This is a genomic window from Corynebacterium suranareeae (assembly GCF_002355155.1).
Taxonomy (GTDB): Bacteria; Actinomycetota; Actinomycetes; order Mycobacteriales; family Mycobacteriaceae; genus Corynebacterium; species Corynebacterium suranareeae.
Genome location: NZ_AP017369.1, coordinates 65,281 through 81,358 on the forward strand (window position 1 = coordinate 65,281; position 16,078 = coordinate 81,358).

13 protein-coding genes are annotated in these 16,078 nt (G+C 53.6%); 8 read left to right on the plus strand and 5 right to left on the minus strand.

Annotation, left to right across the window (positions count from 1 at the left end):
* Positions 1-23 precede the first annotated feature (23 nt).
* On the minus strand, positions 24-800 hold the full coding sequence (locus N24_RS00340) for a DUF1684 domain-containing protein (protein ID WP_096453332.1): 777 nt from the start codon (positions 798-800) through the stop codon (positions 24-26).
* A gap of 320 nt (positions 801-1,120) precedes the next feature.
* On the opposite strand from N24_RS00340, the gene N24_RS16495 reads away from it, so the two are divergent.
* From N24_RS16495 to N24_RS00380, 8 genes are all read left to right on the plus strand, one after another.
* Positions 1,121-2,158, plus strand: coding sequence for an LLM class flavin-dependent oxidoreductase (locus N24_RS16495; RefSeq protein ID WP_096453334.1), 1,038 nt, complete (start codon positions 1,121-1,123; stop codon positions 2,156-2,158).
* Positions 2,151-3,179 (plus strand): ABC transporter permease, encoded by a 1,029-nt coding sequence (locus tag N24_RS00350; protein WP_231910767.1) that lies wholly within the window; start codon positions 2,151-2,153, stop codon positions 3,177-3,179. Before N24_RS16495 ends, N24_RS00350 begins: the two co-directional genes overlap by 8 nt.
* Positions 3,154-4,050 (plus strand): ABC transporter permease, encoded by an 897-nt coding sequence (locus N24_RS00355; RefSeq protein WP_096453338.1) that lies wholly within the window; start codon positions 3,154-3,156, stop codon positions 4,048-4,050. Before N24_RS00350 ends, N24_RS00355 begins: the two co-directional genes overlap by 26 nt.
* Positions 4,047-5,714, plus strand: a complete 1,668-nt coding sequence (locus N24_RS00360; RefSeq protein WP_096453340.1) for a dipeptide ABC transporter ATP-binding protein — start codon at positions 4,047-4,049, stop codon at positions 5,712-5,714. The genes N24_RS00355 and N24_RS00360 overlap by 4 nt, the downstream gene beginning before the upstream one ends.
* Positions 5,715-5,729: 15 nt before the next feature.
* Positions 5,730-7,337 carry an ABC transporter substrate-binding protein gene (locus N24_RS00365; protein WP_096453342.1) on the plus strand — a complete coding sequence of 536 codons (1,608 nt, stop codon included), beginning with the start codon at positions 5,730-5,732 and terminating at the stop codon, positions 7,335-7,337.
* Between the two features lie 120 nt (positions 7,338-7,457).
* Positions 7,458-8,798: an NtaA/DmoA family FMN-dependent monooxygenase gene (locus N24_RS00370; protein WP_096453344.1), complete on the plus strand. Its 1,341-nt coding sequence runs from the start codon at positions 7,458-7,460 to the stop codon at positions 8,796-8,798.
* A gap of 3 nt (positions 8,799-8,801) precedes the next feature.
* Entirely contained in the window at positions 8,802-9,737 is a 936-nt protein-coding gene (locus tag N24_RS00375; protein WP_096453346.1) for an LLM class flavin-dependent oxidoreductase, read from the plus strand.
* On the plus strand, positions 9,734-11,608 hold the full coding sequence (locus N24_RS00380; protein ID WP_231910768.1) for an FAD/NAD(P)-binding protein: 1,875 nt from the start codon (positions 9,734-9,736) through the stop codon (positions 11,606-11,608). The genes N24_RS00375 and N24_RS00380 overlap by 4 nt, the downstream gene beginning before the upstream one ends.
* 372 nt (positions 11,609-11,980) lie before the next feature.
* On the opposite strand, the gene N24_RS00385 is transcribed toward N24_RS00380, so the two are convergent.
* The 4 genes from N24_RS00385 to N24_RS00400 form a co-directional block, all read right to left on the minus strand.
* Entirely contained in the window at positions 11,981-13,108 is a 1,128-nt protein-coding gene (locus N24_RS00385; RefSeq protein ID WP_096453348.1) for a hypothetical protein, read from the minus strand.
* Between the two features lie 16 nt (positions 13,109-13,124).
* Positions 13,125-13,712 (minus strand): PIN domain-containing protein, encoded by a 588-nt coding sequence (locus tag N24_RS00390; protein ID WP_096453350.1) that lies wholly within the window; start codon positions 13,710-13,712, stop codon positions 13,125-13,127.
* 40 nt (positions 13,713-13,752) lie between these two features.
* Positions 13,753-14,184 (minus strand): helix-turn-helix domain-containing protein, encoded by a 432-nt coding sequence (locus tag N24_RS00395; protein ID WP_096453352.1) that lies wholly within the window; start codon positions 14,182-14,184, stop codon positions 13,753-13,755.
* 286 nt (positions 14,185-14,470) lie between these two features.
* Positions 14,471-15,943, minus strand: a complete 1,473-nt coding sequence (locus N24_RS00400) for an NAD-dependent succinate-semialdehyde dehydrogenase (protein ID WP_096453354.1) — start codon at positions 15,941-15,943, stop codon at positions 14,471-14,473.
* Positions 15,944-16,078 lie beyond the last annotated feature (135 nt).

The window sequence follows — 16,078 nt, forward strand, 5'->3', positions numbered from 1 at the left end:
GATTGGGGCTTTAAGAAGTAGAGCTAGTTATGCTCCACCCATTTTTCGCCGGCTTCAATTGCAATGCCAAGAACATTGGCTTTGGTGGGAGTGGGGCAAAGGAAATGCTCGCTGAAGGCAAAGGGTGGAAGCCAGGTGCGGTTGAAGTCGATGAAGGTGTCGCCCTGCGCATCTGGGTAGCCCAAGCTGATGTTGCGGAATCTGTGCACGCCGTTGGCGGTTGATGCGTCGGTGAATACGGCACTAAATGAAGATCCGTTGTCGGTGACTTGAAGTTTGTATGTAGAGCCATTGATGGGGAAGTGAATCCATCCGGCGGTTGTGGTTGGGATGATGCGGCCGTCGGCGGAAAGAACATCGACAAGCTTGGTGTCGGCTTCAAATGTTGCTGGCACAATCCACTTTTGGGAAGGTTCAAATGTGGCGATGCCTTGGAAGGTTTGGCGGGATAGGGCGTTGCGGTTAAAAGCACGAATTGCGAGGTTGCCTTGGCGTTCAATGGCGGTGAGGAGGACTTCGCCGTCATCAATTTTGTCGCCTGGCTGCAGCTGAATAGTGCCGGTGGTGGAGTACGGCTGGGGTAGTCCCTCACCAGTTAGTCCGTTAGCGGAGTTGAACCATTTTCCGGGAATTCCAGGAAACTCCTCGGCACCATCGTGGGTGGAAGCAGTCACCCAGAATGTGCCAATTAGCGCTGTGGGGCCAGTTGCTTCAACAGCTTTTGCTTCGCGTTCTTTGTGCCAGAGTTCCCATGCTTGTGTGTTGAGTTCTGGAACTGTTTGGGTGAGTGGTTTGTTCATGTGGGGCTCCTTGAGATGGGTGTGCAGGCTGCGCTAAAAGTTGGCCAAAATTCACTGGACTATTATGTTCAAAAATTATAGACCAAGCGGTCTATATACTAACTAAAAATACCAATAACCACGCTCCTCTAAAAGTGAAAAATGACACCATGTCTTTTTGTGTCAATTCACAAAAACTCACTCTACCTGCATTTACTAAAAATAATTGACAGGATAAGTCTCTTATATCCACCATGAATATTAGTATTGATCTATTTAGACTGAGCGGTCTAGGGTCTTGTGGGTAAGGAACAATAGACTCACAAAATTAGAAGGCCATCATGACAACCATTGACCGCGCCGGGATTATTTCTCCGGGCAGTTTCTCCGCTGAAGATCCGCACAGTGGACTTGATCAAACACTTGAACTTTTTAACTATGCGGAAGAGCTTGGTTTCCAAACCGCGGGTATTAGGCAGCGCCATTTAGAGCGTGGATCTTCGTCGGCTTTGACGTTTTTAGCGGCTGCTACGCAAAGAACTAATCGCATTACGTTGGAAACCAATGTGGTTCCGTTGGGCTATGAGGTGCCTTTCCGTTTAGCTGAGGATTTCTCCACGGTGGCGGCGTTGTCCAATGGTCGTCTTGCGGTGGGTATTAGTACTTCGGCTCCTCATAATGAGCTGTTGAGTTCGCTTAATCGCACGGACGCATCAGAATCTACTGATGCTTATGAACTTATTGAACGTTTCCTTGAGGCACTTCGTGGCCAGGAACTTTCAGAGGAAATACTGCCCACTCCTTATGGGGCATTGCATAAGCCTTCGTTGCATCCGCATCTTCCAGAGTTGATCGATAACGTGTGGTTGGGTGCAGGTTCGGATCGTTCTGCGGTGTGGGCTGCTCAGCATGGTTTGGCTATTTCTTTAGGAAATCTCACCAATGCTGTTGGCGATAAGGGCTTTGAGGAGTCGCAGCGGGCGAGGATCGATCAGTACCTCGACAATTTCAACGGAAAAAACGGACCCCGCGTCGCCGTAGAGCGCGTCATTCTTCCACTTGATTCAGCAACTTCAGAGCAAGTGGCACATTATCGCGCTTTCGCAGAATCTCGTTTAGAGCGGACTCGTGCACCGCAGGGTGAGCGCCGGACTGTGATTCAGCCGGATTTGATTGGTTCTGCAGAAGAGATCATTGATCTGCTGGCTAATGATCCATCATTTGATGGCCACACTGAGCTGCGCGTCTCCTTGCCATATGCGTTTGACCAGCAAGAATACCGCCAGATTATTGGTGATATCGCAGAGCTGGTCCTGCCAAAGCTCGCATGGAACCCAAGCAAGAACCCTTCTAAAACAGTCGAGTACGCCCGTGGCTAGGTTCGTTGCACTACGCATCGGGCAGGCAGTCCTGGTGACGTGGGTGGCGTATACCGCAGCATTCTTCCTGCTCTACGCGTTGCCCAGTGATCCGATTTCTTTGCTGCTTGGTCCGGATGCTGTTGATGTTTCCCCAGAAGAACGTGCTGCGTTGGCTGCGCAATATGGTTTTGATCAGCCACTGATCCAGCAGTACTTCCACGCACTTTTCAATCTGTTTAGAGGCGATCTTGGGTACTCCGTGCAGATGGGTGGGGCAGTGTCTGCGATTTTGGGCGAGGCTTTAGGTTCCACCATCCAGCTCGCAGCGTTGGGGTTGGTGTTCGCGGTGGTCTTCGGTTTGGGCATTGCGGTGGCGGCGACGTATTTCCAGAATCCGTGGCTGCGTCAAACTTTGCTGTCGCTGCCGTCTTTGTCGGTGTCTATCCCAGCGTTTTGGTTCGGTTTGCTGCTGATTCAGGTGTTTTCTTTCCGCCTGCAGTGGTTCCCGGCGTTTTCTGCTACTGGGTTTGAATCAATGATTCTGCCGGCCATTACTCTCGCGTTGCCGACGAGTGCGATGATCGCGCAGGTGTTTGCGCGCAGCTTGAACACGGCGCTGCATGAGCCATATTCGGCAACTGCTTTTGCCAAAGGCGCACCCAGAATTCGTGTGGTTCTACACCACGCCAGCAGAAATGCGCTGCTCCCGATGCTGACCATCACTGGTTTGGTGGTCGGCCAGCTGCTCAGCGGAACCGTGGTCACAGAGACTGTGTTCTCCCGACCTGGACTTGGCCGCGTTATTGCCACGGCGGTTTCTGGCCAAGATATCCCTGTTGTGTTGGGCGCGGTGTTGGTGGGTGCGGTGCTGTATTCGGGCACCAACCTCATTGTTGATCTGTTGTATCCAGTTTTCGATCCGCGCCAGCGCGCACGCTTGGGCGAGCGCGGTGGAGGGAAGCGTCGACAAGCAATTCCTGCTCCGGTGTTTAAGCGCAGAAAGGACAAGGCGCATGACTTCAGTGATTACTCGGTCTAAGCCTGCTGTGAAGCAGGAGGAAAAGCCGCAATTTACCAGCTCAAGCAGATGGGATCGGATCAGTTCTTCTAGTTTTGCCAAGCCCACGGTGATACTGGCGCTGCTGTGGCTGGCGATTATTGCGGTGTGGGCGCTTGCGCCGGTCCTGGTGACTTCGGGCGATCCGATTAGCGGAAATGTTGCCGAAAAGCTGCTGCCGCCAAGCGGTGAGCATTGGTTTGGCACCGATCAGCTGGGCCGCGATATTTTCACCCGCGTGGTGTACGGAACTGGCCTGACCGTAAAGGCAGTGCTGGTCGCGGTGGGTCTCGGATTCGCTGTCGGCGGCGTGCTGGGTGCGGTCGCTGGGTTTGTGGGCGGCTGGGTGGATGCGCTGTTCATGCGTATCGCGGATGTCCTACTGTCCATTCCAAGCCTGCTGCTATCGCTTGCGGTGATTGTTGCGCTGGGTTTCGGCACGGTGAACGTGGCGATCGCGGTGGGTATTGGCGCGGTGGCCTCAATTGCCCGCGTCATGCGCGCTGAAGTGCTGAAAGTGCGTAACAACCTCTACGTGGAGGCGGCTTATGCGGCGGGCGCGACGAAGTGGCGGGTGCTGTGGCGCCATGTGCTGCCGAACTCGCTGGGGCCGGTGATTGTGCTGGTCGTGCTCGAATTCGGCTCTGCGGTGCTGGCTATTTCCTCACTCAGCTTCCTGGGCTACGGCGCCCCGCCACCACAACCCGAATGGGGCGCGCTGGTCGCCCAAGGCCGCGACTACCTTGCAGCTCAAGGCTGGATTTCCACTATCCCCGGCCTCGTCATCACCCTCACCGTCCTATCCGTCAACCGACTATCCAACGCCCTAAACAAGAATGGAGGAGCGCGATGAGCGAGCCACTGCTGAGCGTCAAAGATCTAAGCCTCAGCTACCGCACCAGGCATGGGCTTATCGACGCCGTCCGCCACGTTTCCTTCACCCTTTCGCGCGGCGAACGCCTAGCCCTAGTCGGCGAAAGCGGTTCCGGTAAATCCACTATCGCCTCCACGATCGTCGGGTTGCAGTCGAATAATTTGGTGATCAACGGTGGTAGCATTCGCTTCGGCGAGACTGAGCTGTTGGGGGCAAAACCCAGGCTGCTCAACAACTTCCGCGGACGCCACATCGGCTTTGTTCCCCAAGATCCCAGTGTGTCCTTAAACCCAGTGCACCGCATCGGTGATCAGGTTGCTGAGGTGCTGAAACTCCACGGCTTGGCCGGAAAACACGATGCCGCGCAAGCTGCCGTGGAAGCCCTCGCCGCTGCTGGCATTGACCGACCTGAATACCGCGCCCGCCAATACCCACATGAACTTTCCGGCGGAATGCGCCAACGAGTCCTCATCGCGATCGGTGTGGTGGCGGAACCTTCACTACTGATTGCCGATGAACCCACCAGCGCCCTCGACGTGACGGTGCAACACAAAATCCTCAACAACATTGATCAACTCACATCAGAGAAGAACCTGGCCACACTACTGATCACCCATGATTTGGGAGTTGCTGCAGAACGTTCAGATCGCATCATCGTGTTGTCTAAAGGCCACATTGTTGAAGATGGAACACCAGCCCAGATCCTGGAAGCACCTGAACATCCTTATACCCGACAGTTGATCAGCGATGCTCCGAGTCTGCATGCGGCAAGGAGAGTGGAGGTGGCGCCACGCTCTGAGAAGCCTGGCTTTGAGCGACCTGGCTTTGAGGCGGCGCATCCTCAGGCAGCTCTGGAACTCGTCGGAATTTCCAAACAGTTCTCCCTTCCTCGCGGCACAGGCCAATCCGGTGAGGTCATCAACGCACTCACGGATGTGTCTGTCACCATCAACAAATCCACCACCTATGGCCTGGTGGGGGAGAGCGGTTCCGGAAAAACCACCCTCGGCAGAATCGCGTTGCGGCTTGAGGATCCCACCGCAGGTCATGTCATTTTGGGTGGCGAGGACATTACCGAAGCGCGCGGAAAAACACTTCGGGAACTGCGCCGACGAATCCAAGTGGTGCAACAGAACCCTTATGCATCCCTTAATCCGCGCATGACCATTGCACAAAATATTTATGAGCCACTGTCCGCATTCGGTGAAGGCAACCGAAAAACTAAGCATGCGCGAGCACTGGAATTACTTGACCAGGTGATGCTCCCCAGCAACGTCGCCGAACGAACCCCCGAGGGGTTAAGTGGAGGTCAACGCCAGCGCGTAGCCATTGCTAGAGCCTTGGCGTTGAGCCCAGAGGTGTTGATTCTGGATGAGCCGGTCTCTGCACTAGATGTCACCGTCCAGGCTCAAATCTTGGATCTGCTCGTTGACTTACAAAAAGAACACGATCTGGCATACCTCTTTATCTCCCATGACCTTGCTGTGGTGCGCGATATCGCCCATGAAGTGGGCGTGATCCGGTTTGGCGAACTAGTTGAAGAAGCGGATGCCATCTCAGTTTTTGAACGACCGCAGCATGAATACACCCAGGAATTACTCGGTGCGATCCCGATGCTTCCTCACCCATCAACCGTTATTTAAAGGACAACTTTTAACATGAAACTCTTTTCTCCCCGTACTGCATTAGCCGCAACAGCTTTGGTTTCAGCTCTTGCGTTAAGCGCGTGCTCCAATTCTTCGGCGCAATCTGGCGAACCATTAGAAGGTGGCACGCTGACCTTCGCCTTGGGTAATGATCCGTTATCGTTTAGTCCTGCATCAGGTGGAAACGGCAACGATACCTGGTATGTAAACAGACAAATTTATGATTCCCTGGTGTATCTCAATCCCGATACCACTGAGGTAGAACCGTGGCTTGCTACCTCCTGGGAGGTCAACGATGATGCCACTGAGTTCACCTTCCATCTGCGCGATGATGTGACATTTTCTGATGGTTCCGCACTGACTGCCCAAACAGTGGTGGCTAACTTGGATGACCTCAAAGCAGCAGGGGCCAACAGCAATGCCGTTGCAGATCTACGCACCTATGCAGGCGCCGAAGCAACCGACGAGCACACCGTTGTTGTTCGTTTCGATGAACCCAACGCAGCCTTTCTCACCACCGCTTCTTCGGTGACCTTCGGAATTGTCTCTGAAGCGACCTTGGATATCCCGTTCACCGAACGTAACTCAGGTGAAAATGTCTCCGGTTCCGGCCCATTCACGTTGGCTAGCTACACCAAGGATTCCCAGGTCACATTAGATAAACGCGAGGGCTATTCCTGGGCTCCGGAAAGCTTTGACAACCGCGGCGAAGCTCACCTAGACAGCATTGAATTTAAGATCGTCCCAGAGTCCGGCAACCGCACCGGTGGTTTGAGCAGCGGCCAGATCGATGTTGCTGGCGGTATTTCCCCCAATGACATCGCCACTGTTGAAGCCACTAATTCCATTGTGTCCCGCGCCAACCCCGGTGACGTGTTTGGACTGTACTTCAATTTCCAGCAACCAGAATTTGAAGATCAGCGCGTCCGCGAAGCTGTTGCCTTAGCGGTTGATGCGCAGGAAATCCGCGATGGTGCGCTCAGCGAGCAGTTCAACGTGGCCACCAGCCCGCTGTCGTCCACCACCAAGGATTACATCGACGTCTCCGCCGACATCCCAGCGCATGACGTCGACAAGGCAAAATCGCTTCTCGACGACGCCGGCTGGATCGAAGGGCCCGACGGCACCAGGGAGAAAGATGGCGAGAAACTCGAGTTCCGAATCACCTACATCAACAACTTTGGCCCCAACGCCGACAGCATCGCGTTACTCCAGGAACAACTCCGCGCGGTAGGTATCGCCAGTACGCAGCTGACCGGTACCGTCCCAGAATTCCAATCGAGTATCGCCACCCGTGAATATGAAATCGCATGGCGCAACCTTTCCCGTGTGGATGGCGATGTCCTCCGCGCCGACTTCGGCGATGTGGGATCAGAAACCAACTACCCACTCAACGATCCCGATCTGCTGTCCCGCCTGGATGCCCAGGTGAAAATCGGCAACGAAGCCGAACGCACCGCAGCGCTACACAGCATTCAACGTGACTTGGTGGCCGGTTCCTACTTCGTCCCAGTCCATGAACTCACCACAGTGCTGGGTGTTTCCGACGACATCAACGGCGTTACCTTAGGTGCAGATTCCCGCCTTGACCTGCTCGTTGATGCACAGAAAACGGAGTAACGCCATGAATGCAACAGACACTAAAGCGTTCCGATTCTTAGGCAGTATCTGCGGATTAAGCGCTACAAGTTATGTCCAAGCAGTCGAGAACAACACCAACAATGATCAGGAGAAGCACCAATGAGCACTAATCAACCACGTCAGGTTCACCTTGCCGCCCACTTCCCAGGGGTAAATAGCACCACCATCTGGTCTCATCCAGATTCCAAGAGCCACATTGAATTCTCCTCTTTTGAACACCTTGCGCGCACCTCTGAGCGTGGACTGTTTGATTTCTTCTTCCTCGCCGAAGGTCTGCGTCTTCGTGAGCACAAGGGCAAGATCTTTGATCTCGATGTTGCTGGCCGACCCAACACGTTGGCAGTGCTGGCAGCATTAGCTGGTGTTACCTCCCATATCGGACTGGCCGGCACGTTGAGCACCACCTACAACGAGCCTTTTGACCTGGCAAAACAACTAGCCACCCTGGATCACCTTTCACGTGGACGTGCCGCCTGGAATGTGGTGACCTCCCCGGATGCCTTCACCGGTGAAAACTTCCGACGCGGCGGCTACCTAGACTATGAAGATCGCTATCATCGTTCCCGCGATTTCATCAATGTGGCGCGCACCCTGTGGGATGCGGACCCAGCAGAAGCAGTGCGGTACGCATCCAAATTCTTTGACATTGATGCCACATTCCCAACCCCACCAAGTCCGCAGGGACACCCCGTGGTGTTCCAAGCTGGCGATTCTGATGCGGGACGTGAATTCGCTGCCGATTCCGCTGATGTGGTGTTCACCCGCCACGCCGCATTAGAAGATGGCAAGGCGTTTTACAAAGATGTAAAGAGCCGCCTGGCCACCTATGGCCGTAAAGAAGACGATCTGAAGATTTTCCCAGGCGTGACCGTTGTGTTGGGTGATTCTGAAGCCGATGCCATTGAACGTTCCCGCCACAGCCACCGCCAACAAATCACCGGTGCCGGTGCGATTGCATTCCTGGAGCAGGTGTGGGGCCGTGACCTCACCGACTACGACCCGGAAGGTCCACTGCCCACGGTCGAACCAGATGTAGAAAATATTTCCATCACCCGTGGCCGTGTGCGTCACGCCAAGGATCCGTTGGCTGTAGCTGCAGCATGGCGTGCCCGCGCAGAACAAGACAACCTCTCCATCCGCGAGCTTGTCATTGAGGTCGCTGCACGCACCAGTTTCGTGGGTACCTACAAATCAGTGGCTGAGCAGATCAACGAGTTCATCCAGCAGCGCGCCGCCGATGGATTCATCCTCGTTCCTTCCATCACCCCAAGTGGCCTGGATGAATTTGTAGATCTCGTGGTGCCAGAACTACAAGATCGTGGGGTGTACCGCACCGAGTATCCAGGCACCACCCTGCGTGAAAACCTGGGCATCTCCTCATCCCGCCTGGCTTCCGAATGGGCACAGTACCGCGACAACGCACTGAAAGTGAGCGTCTAGAAAATGAGTAACAATAAACAGTTCATTGTTGGTGTCGCACTTGATGCCACCGCTGATATCACTGCAGAAAACATCCTAAACACCCAACTTGCAACCGCACGTCTGCTGGATGAGCACAGCTTTGATTTCCTCACCCTCAACGATTCCTTTGAGACGGGTTTCGATGCCCTCCTCACCGCATCGTTTATTAGCACCCAAACCCACCAAATCGGCCTGATTCCCACCGTGACCACCACGCACACTGAGCCCTTCCACATCGCTACGGCCACAGCCACATTGGATTACACCGGCCGTGCTCGAGGTGGTTGGCAGGCTGTTCCTTCACTTACGCAAGCTGATGCCAAAGCGATCGGCCGCCGCGATGTGGCGGAACCTGGCCCTGCGTGGAACGAAACCGAGCAAGTTATCGACGTTGTTCGCAAGCTTTGGGACTCGTGGGAACCCGATGCCGAAATCCGAGATGCCCGCACCGGACGTTTCCTAGACCGCAACAAACTCCACTACATTGACGCCACTTTAACCGACAGCGTGGGCGAACCCTACACCGTGAAGGGGCCATCAATCGTGCCGCACCCACCACAGGGCAACCCGCCAGTATTTGTGGTCGCTGCTGATGAACAATCTCGCGCCGTCGCATTACACACCGCCGATGTCATCCTCGTTCCCGCCGACGATGCCGACTCCGCAGTGGCGTTGGTTACAGAATTAGAATCCCACACCAACCGCGATGTGCTGGTGATTCCGAGTATCCCGCTGGAGGTAGAACAACTGCGCAGCAGCGTCGAAAAGCTTCTCGACGCCGGCCTCCGCGGCCTGCATCTACGCCCGCAGCGGCTGGCGGAAGACGTCGACAAGCTTGTTTCTCATGCGCGCGAATTTGGCGAATACCGCCAAGGAACCAGCCTGCGCAACCGACTAGGCTTGCCGGCCGTGCCATGAGCACGCTTGTTTTCATCGGCGGAGGACCCCGCACCACCGGAATATTATTGCGCCTAGCTGCAAACATTCCCGCCGAAGGCGCGCACATTACCGATATCCACGTGATCGATCCCTATCCGGCAGGCAGCGGTCGGATCTGGCGGACCAAACAATCCGGTCTGCTGTGGATGAACTCGATGGCGCAGGACGTAACCATCTTTGCCGACGATTCCGTAGAGATGAAAGGCCCTGTTATTCCTGGTCCAAGCCTTGCCGAGTGGGTGCTTGGCATTGGCCGCGAACAGGTAAAAGCCGCGGGACTGGGCGAAGAATTGGAACATTTTAGTGGCCGTTCGTTCGCATCCAGGAGGCTTCAATCGCTTTATTTGGATTGGGCTTTTCAGGAAGCTGTGGCCAGATTAGGCCAGGTCACCGTGCATGAAGCGCTGGCCATTGGGCTCGATGATTCCCAAACCGTCCATCTGGACAACGGCTTAAAAATCCAAGCCGACACCGTGGTGCTCACCCAAGGGCATTTAGATATGGTGAAATCCCCAGAGTCCGCAGCGCTGGCCTCCATCGCTGCGACCGAAGGACTAGTGTACGTACCGCCCGGATTCACCGCTGACCAGGACTTATCTGTCCTCCCCTCCGGCAAACCGGTGCTGGTTCGTGGCTTTGGTCTGGCATTTATCGATGCCATGGTGCTGCTCATGGAAGGCCGCGGCGGTACCTTTGTCACCGTCGATGACCAACTCGAATACATTGCCAGCGGCGCGGAACCTGAACTGTGGGTCGGCTCGCGCCGGGGCGTGCCCTACCTGCCGAAACTCGGATACTCGGTGTCTCTCCACACCGACGCGCCACTATATTTCGACGATGACTCCCTATCCGCATTCGGATTTACCCTTGACTACCGCGAACACATTTTTCCCCTGCTGACTTGGAATTTGCAGTACGCCCACTATGGTCAACTGCTTGCCACCGACCCATCGCGGGCCACCGTGTCTTGGGAGGAATTATCTGCGGAACTACATCGCACGTTGCCACCGGAACTGGGTGGTTCTGACCACGACATTTCAGCATTCCTTGAAGAGGCTATTCCCGATCCCGCCGACCGCTTCGATTTCCTTAAACTAGACAAACCCCTTTCTGAACTGCACTTTAGTAACCATTTCGGCCTCTCAGAGCATATTGCCAACTACATCTCCGACCGCATCAACCGTGCCAGCGACCCCCGCTACTCCATGGACCAAGCAGTATTTTTCACCCTGCTCAAAATCTACTTCCGCGTCCACGAACTCGCCGAAGCAGGCCGCTTCACCCTGAACGATCTCCGCGAAAACATCGACCGCTCCCTCCACAACCTCTTCTCCTACATTGCCAGCGGCCCACCACCCATCCGACTTGAACAACTCTTAGCCCTCAACCGCGCGGGCCTTGTCCACTTCCTCGGACCTGACATCCGCATCGGCATCGACGACACCCACTTCACCGCCAGCTCCGCAGCCACAGAAGGGGAAATAAAAGCAACAGCGCTTATCGACGCCTACCTCGCTTCCGATTCCGCCTCCGCCGTAGACGACACCCTCCTCCAAAACCTCCTCCAAGCAGGCGAAGTAACCGTAGAATCAATCGACGGTTCCATCTGGGGAAAATTCCTCGTCGACGGCATCGGCCGCCCCATCCGCCACGACGGCACCACCCACCCCTCCCGTTTCCTCCTGGGGCCCCTTGTCTCTGGTGGGGGAAGCGAAGCCCCATTTTCCAGACCAGGCACCAACGCTCGAGGATTCCAACGTGCCGACCGCCTTGCCCGAAAACTCCTCGACCTCGACGAAGACCTCGACAGTGACACCCAATTAGCGACCGCGAGCAGACATCCGGACTAAAAACGGGGCCTTGATCGCCACTTTATGGACGCACACCAAACCACACTGCCCACGAAACCCGGAAATGAGTTTCGTGGGCAGCCTGGTTTGGTTTATCGATGTTTGGTTTATCGACCTCGAAACCGGTCACACATGCCCACCGATCGCGATTTCGGAGGACATAGGCACGCCTGTCTGGTTTCCTCTGGGTTGGTTAAAATCCGACACCCGACCTCAAAAACCATGAGCCCTCAGAATCGCTTCTAAGGGCCTTTAGTAGCCAGATACGAGAGCTCATTCCAAAAAACTCGAGGTCTTAAATCGGCGCTGAGTGAATCTACACATTAGTTTTTCAAAAAGGAAAAAGAAAGCAGACACTGAAATTGGAGATAGCTACCTCCAGCGTTTTCGGTTTGGTTGCTTTTTAGTGGACCCCTCATCTAAGTATGAGCGAAAACGTGAGGTGGTTTCGTCTGGGTCAAACTCAATCCATTCTGGTGGAGTATACCCAAATGAAAATAGCAACCAGCCAGTACTTTTTCGAAATACGAAAGTTAATAGTTCAACTTTGATGGGTACTCCATCATCTTCAGACATTTTCTCAGGAAGAGTGCTGGGGTCAATTAAACGAACGTATGCGACTCGAGGAGTTCTGTACCAAACGTGAGCAGGTACAGAGTACTCACGCAACGAAACTACGAGTTCCCGTAACCTTTCATCTGATACGTTGTTCCATCCAGACGCATTTGGGTCAAGCAATTTCTTAAAGGTTCCGATATCTGGGGAAGTTGATCCAGCGACACTGAGCAGCAGTAATGTCACACTCATTGGATTAATGAACGAAGAAACTCCTATCTGTTCCGGCATTTCTTTTGAGAAAGCCTGCGATGTGTCGACAAGTTTTCCGGAATCTTGAGAAAGAACGCCAGAGTAGTTGCGATGCCATCGGATCCCGCGAGGATCCGTGAAACTTATTCGTGCTTGAGGTTCATTTAGATGGATATTTTTCCCATCATTGCCTGAATCGTGCGCGAGAAGGCCTGATGAAATATCAAATTTGCGTTCTCTACGTGGAGGGAGGGTTGGAACTGGAACTGGAACTGAAAGTGGCCCAATTTGTCTAAAAGGGTTTTCCAGCGCAACGTCCACAGATACATCGAAAACAGGTTCGTCGCTTTCATTAGAGATAAAGAGGTGTGAAATTTTGTCATACCTTTTGCCACTTGGTGCAGGTTCGTATGTAGTTTCCACCCAGGCGGAGACAAGGCCGGCCGTTTTATTTTTTGCTTCTGCCTCCAGCGCTCTTCGTTCCCTAGTATTTTGAAAGAAGTCAACTACTGCAATACCTAGTGCTACGGCAACTGCTCCCACAGTGCCAAGGGCTTGAAATGTGTCTGTCCAAGGTACACCGAAGATTTGCATGATCAATCCGTAACAATCGAGAACAAAGTTGATGAGAATTAAAAAGCCATCTTTGATGGGCTGTCTTATGGTTTCCAGAGCAGTTGCATTCAACGGCATCCAAACTGAATTAGGATTAAGCAATTTCTTGAAGGCGGACTCTGATATATTCTGCGAATTCAAAACAGCCCGCATCGTGAAGTGATTTCACCAGATTGAAAGGCTTTTGCTGTTTTAGCCTGTATGAATATTGTTGCATGAGAACTTGATCTATGGCGTGGGGTGCGGATTCAGCCGCTAGCATTAGCCATTCGTCTGCGGTGAGAAGATCGTATGGACAATCATCAGGATCGTTGTAAATGCCTTCAAAGTCTTTAATATTGTCTGTCACGATAATCGCTATGTTGGCGTGCACTGCAGCGGAATGGACATGAGAATCTATTTCGTCCTTGTACGTCACGGTGTCATCATGGGGAAAATTCGAGATTCGATTGTCGGGAAAGTGTTTTACGATTCGGTCCCGCAGACTTTCCATTTGAGTACTCGAAGATCGAGGAAATCGCTTTCTTCTAGCTTTTACAGCTTCAGCCATAATATCTTCCGTCCAAAAAATGGACCAAGAGCCCATTGTTTCTACCGCAATGAGTGCAAACCAACTATGCAGGGTAGAAGAAGCCCAGATGTTTGCGTCGGGGAGGACGGAAGACTGACGTAAAGATGCCACCTGGCTAGCCTATCAATAGAATGGCGCCAGTTCTGATTAGTTATTGATCAGATTCTTCTAGCTGCTGTTCAAAATCAAGGAGTTCAAAAACAGCGTCTCGTTTCTGCTGCTTCAACTCCTCTCGGAACTCAAGCACTTCATTCGAGAACAGTCTGTGGTGGCTTCCAACTTTGTGGGCATTAATTCGACCTTCACGAACATGCTTCATGAGAGTTGGACGAGTAATCCCAAGGAGCGATGCGGCGGTCGTTGTAGTGACCTCTTTGGGCATGGTCGAAATTGAAATGGGAAGGTCCGATTCAATGGCGTGAAGCACTTTTTGGAATATCTCGTTGAGTTTGTTTGGCAGCGTTGACCCGCTTGTAGTTTGAAAATCGACTGAGCTACCACCCAGGGAAGAAATGTACTTGGCAACGGACTCTTGTTCGGAGGGGGTTAGCAGTACGGTTTGATCTACAGGCGTATTTCCCATGGCAGTAGCTCCCTTCAAGCTTGATCGACCAGTTTTTGTACGGAACTCCACCTTATATATTTTCACTTACAACTGCAAGGGCCTATGATGTTATGATCACAATTTCAATTCATCACCTTTGAGTGCGCTGGTTGATAACCGACATCGCCGTCGGGTTTTCCACTGAAAAGTTGAGTACGGGAAGTCGCACTTTAAACGGTCTTAACCCACAACCGCAGGGCCTAGAAATACAAAAATCCACCACAAAACATTCCAGTGCTTGTGGTGGATCGTTTAGAACAGCTACTTAGTCTGCGTAAGGATCCCGGATGCCGATGTATTGCACAGAGGTGTACTCTTCAATTCCTTCGAGGCCACCTTCACGGCCCATTCCAGATTGTTTAACGCCACCGAAAGGTGCAGCTGCGTTAGAGATGACACCAGAGTTGACGCCGACTAGGCCGAACTCGAGACCATCGGAGACGCGGAAAATACGTGAGGTGTCCTGGGTGAACACATAGGATGCCAGTCCATATTCGGTGGAGTTGGCTAGGCGCAGTGCTTCTTCCTCGGTTTGGAAGGTGACGATGGGTGCGACAGGGCCGAAGATCTCTTCGCTGAGGATGGCCGCGTCTGTTGAAACTCCCGTCAGTACCGTTGGTTCATAGAAGTAACCTGGTCCTGTGCCGGATTTGCCTCCGGTGAGGGCGGTGGCGCCTTCGGAGATGGCGGCGTCGACAAGCGAAGCAACGCTATCTCGTGCCTTTGCCTCAACCAAGGGGCCGACGGTAACACCTTCATCGAGGCCGTTTCCTAAGACTTGCTCCTCAAGGCGGGCAGCGAAGCGGCGGCCGAATTCCTCGGCAACGGATTCGTGGACGAGGAAACGGTTAGCGGCGGTGCAGGCTTCGCCGATATTGCGCATTTTTGCACCCATGGCACCTTCAATCGCGAGGTCCAGGTCGGCGTCCTCGAAGACGATGAAAGGTGCGTTGCCGCCGAGTTCCATGGAGGTGCGCAGCACTTTGTCGGCGGCTTTTTTCAGGAGCTGCTGGCCAACTGGGGTGGAGCCGGTGAAGGAGACTTTGCGGAGGCGATCGTCTTCCATAATCGGGTTGGAAATTGCAGAGGCGGAAGTACCGGAGACCACATTGAGTACACCTGCTGGAAGACCGGCATCAAGCATGGTTTGGGCAAAGTACTGGGAGGTCAGGGGGGTGAGACGAGCTGGCTTAAGCACCATGACACAACCTGCGGCGATTGCGGGTGCGACCTTGCGGGTAGCCATGGCCAAGGGGAAATTCCATGGGGTGATCAGAAGACACGGGCCAACTGGCTTGCGGGTGGTTAGCATGCGCAAGTTGCCTTCTGGGGTGGCACCGTAACGGCCATACAGACGAACCGCTTCCTCAGAGAACCAGCGAAGGAACTCATTGCCGTAGGTGACTTCGCCACGAGCTTCAGCCAAAGGCTTGCCCATTTCCAAGGTCATCAGGGTTGCGAATTCTTCTGAACGTTCTGCTACGAGTTCAAAACCGCGTCGCAAAATATTGGAACGCTCACGCGCAGGCGTCCTGGCCCACTCGGCCTGAACAGCGCAGGCAGCATCAAGAGCAGCCAGCGCATCCTCGGAAGTAGCAGATGCTAGCGTTGCGATGATTTCACCCGTCGCAGGGTTTTCTACATCGAAAGTACCGCCGTCGGAGGCTTCCACCCAGGAATCACCAATCAGTAAACCCGTGGGGACTTTAGCGAGTAGCTCGGAGACATTAATAGTCATGGTTATTCTGTTCCTTATATTTAAGGGAGTTGAGTGTCTAAGTAGTTGAACCGCTTGAAAGTAGTCCAATTACCGTAGTTTTCTTTGATACCCACCGGTTTACCAGCACTAGGTAGCAACCTTCCACCACCTGAG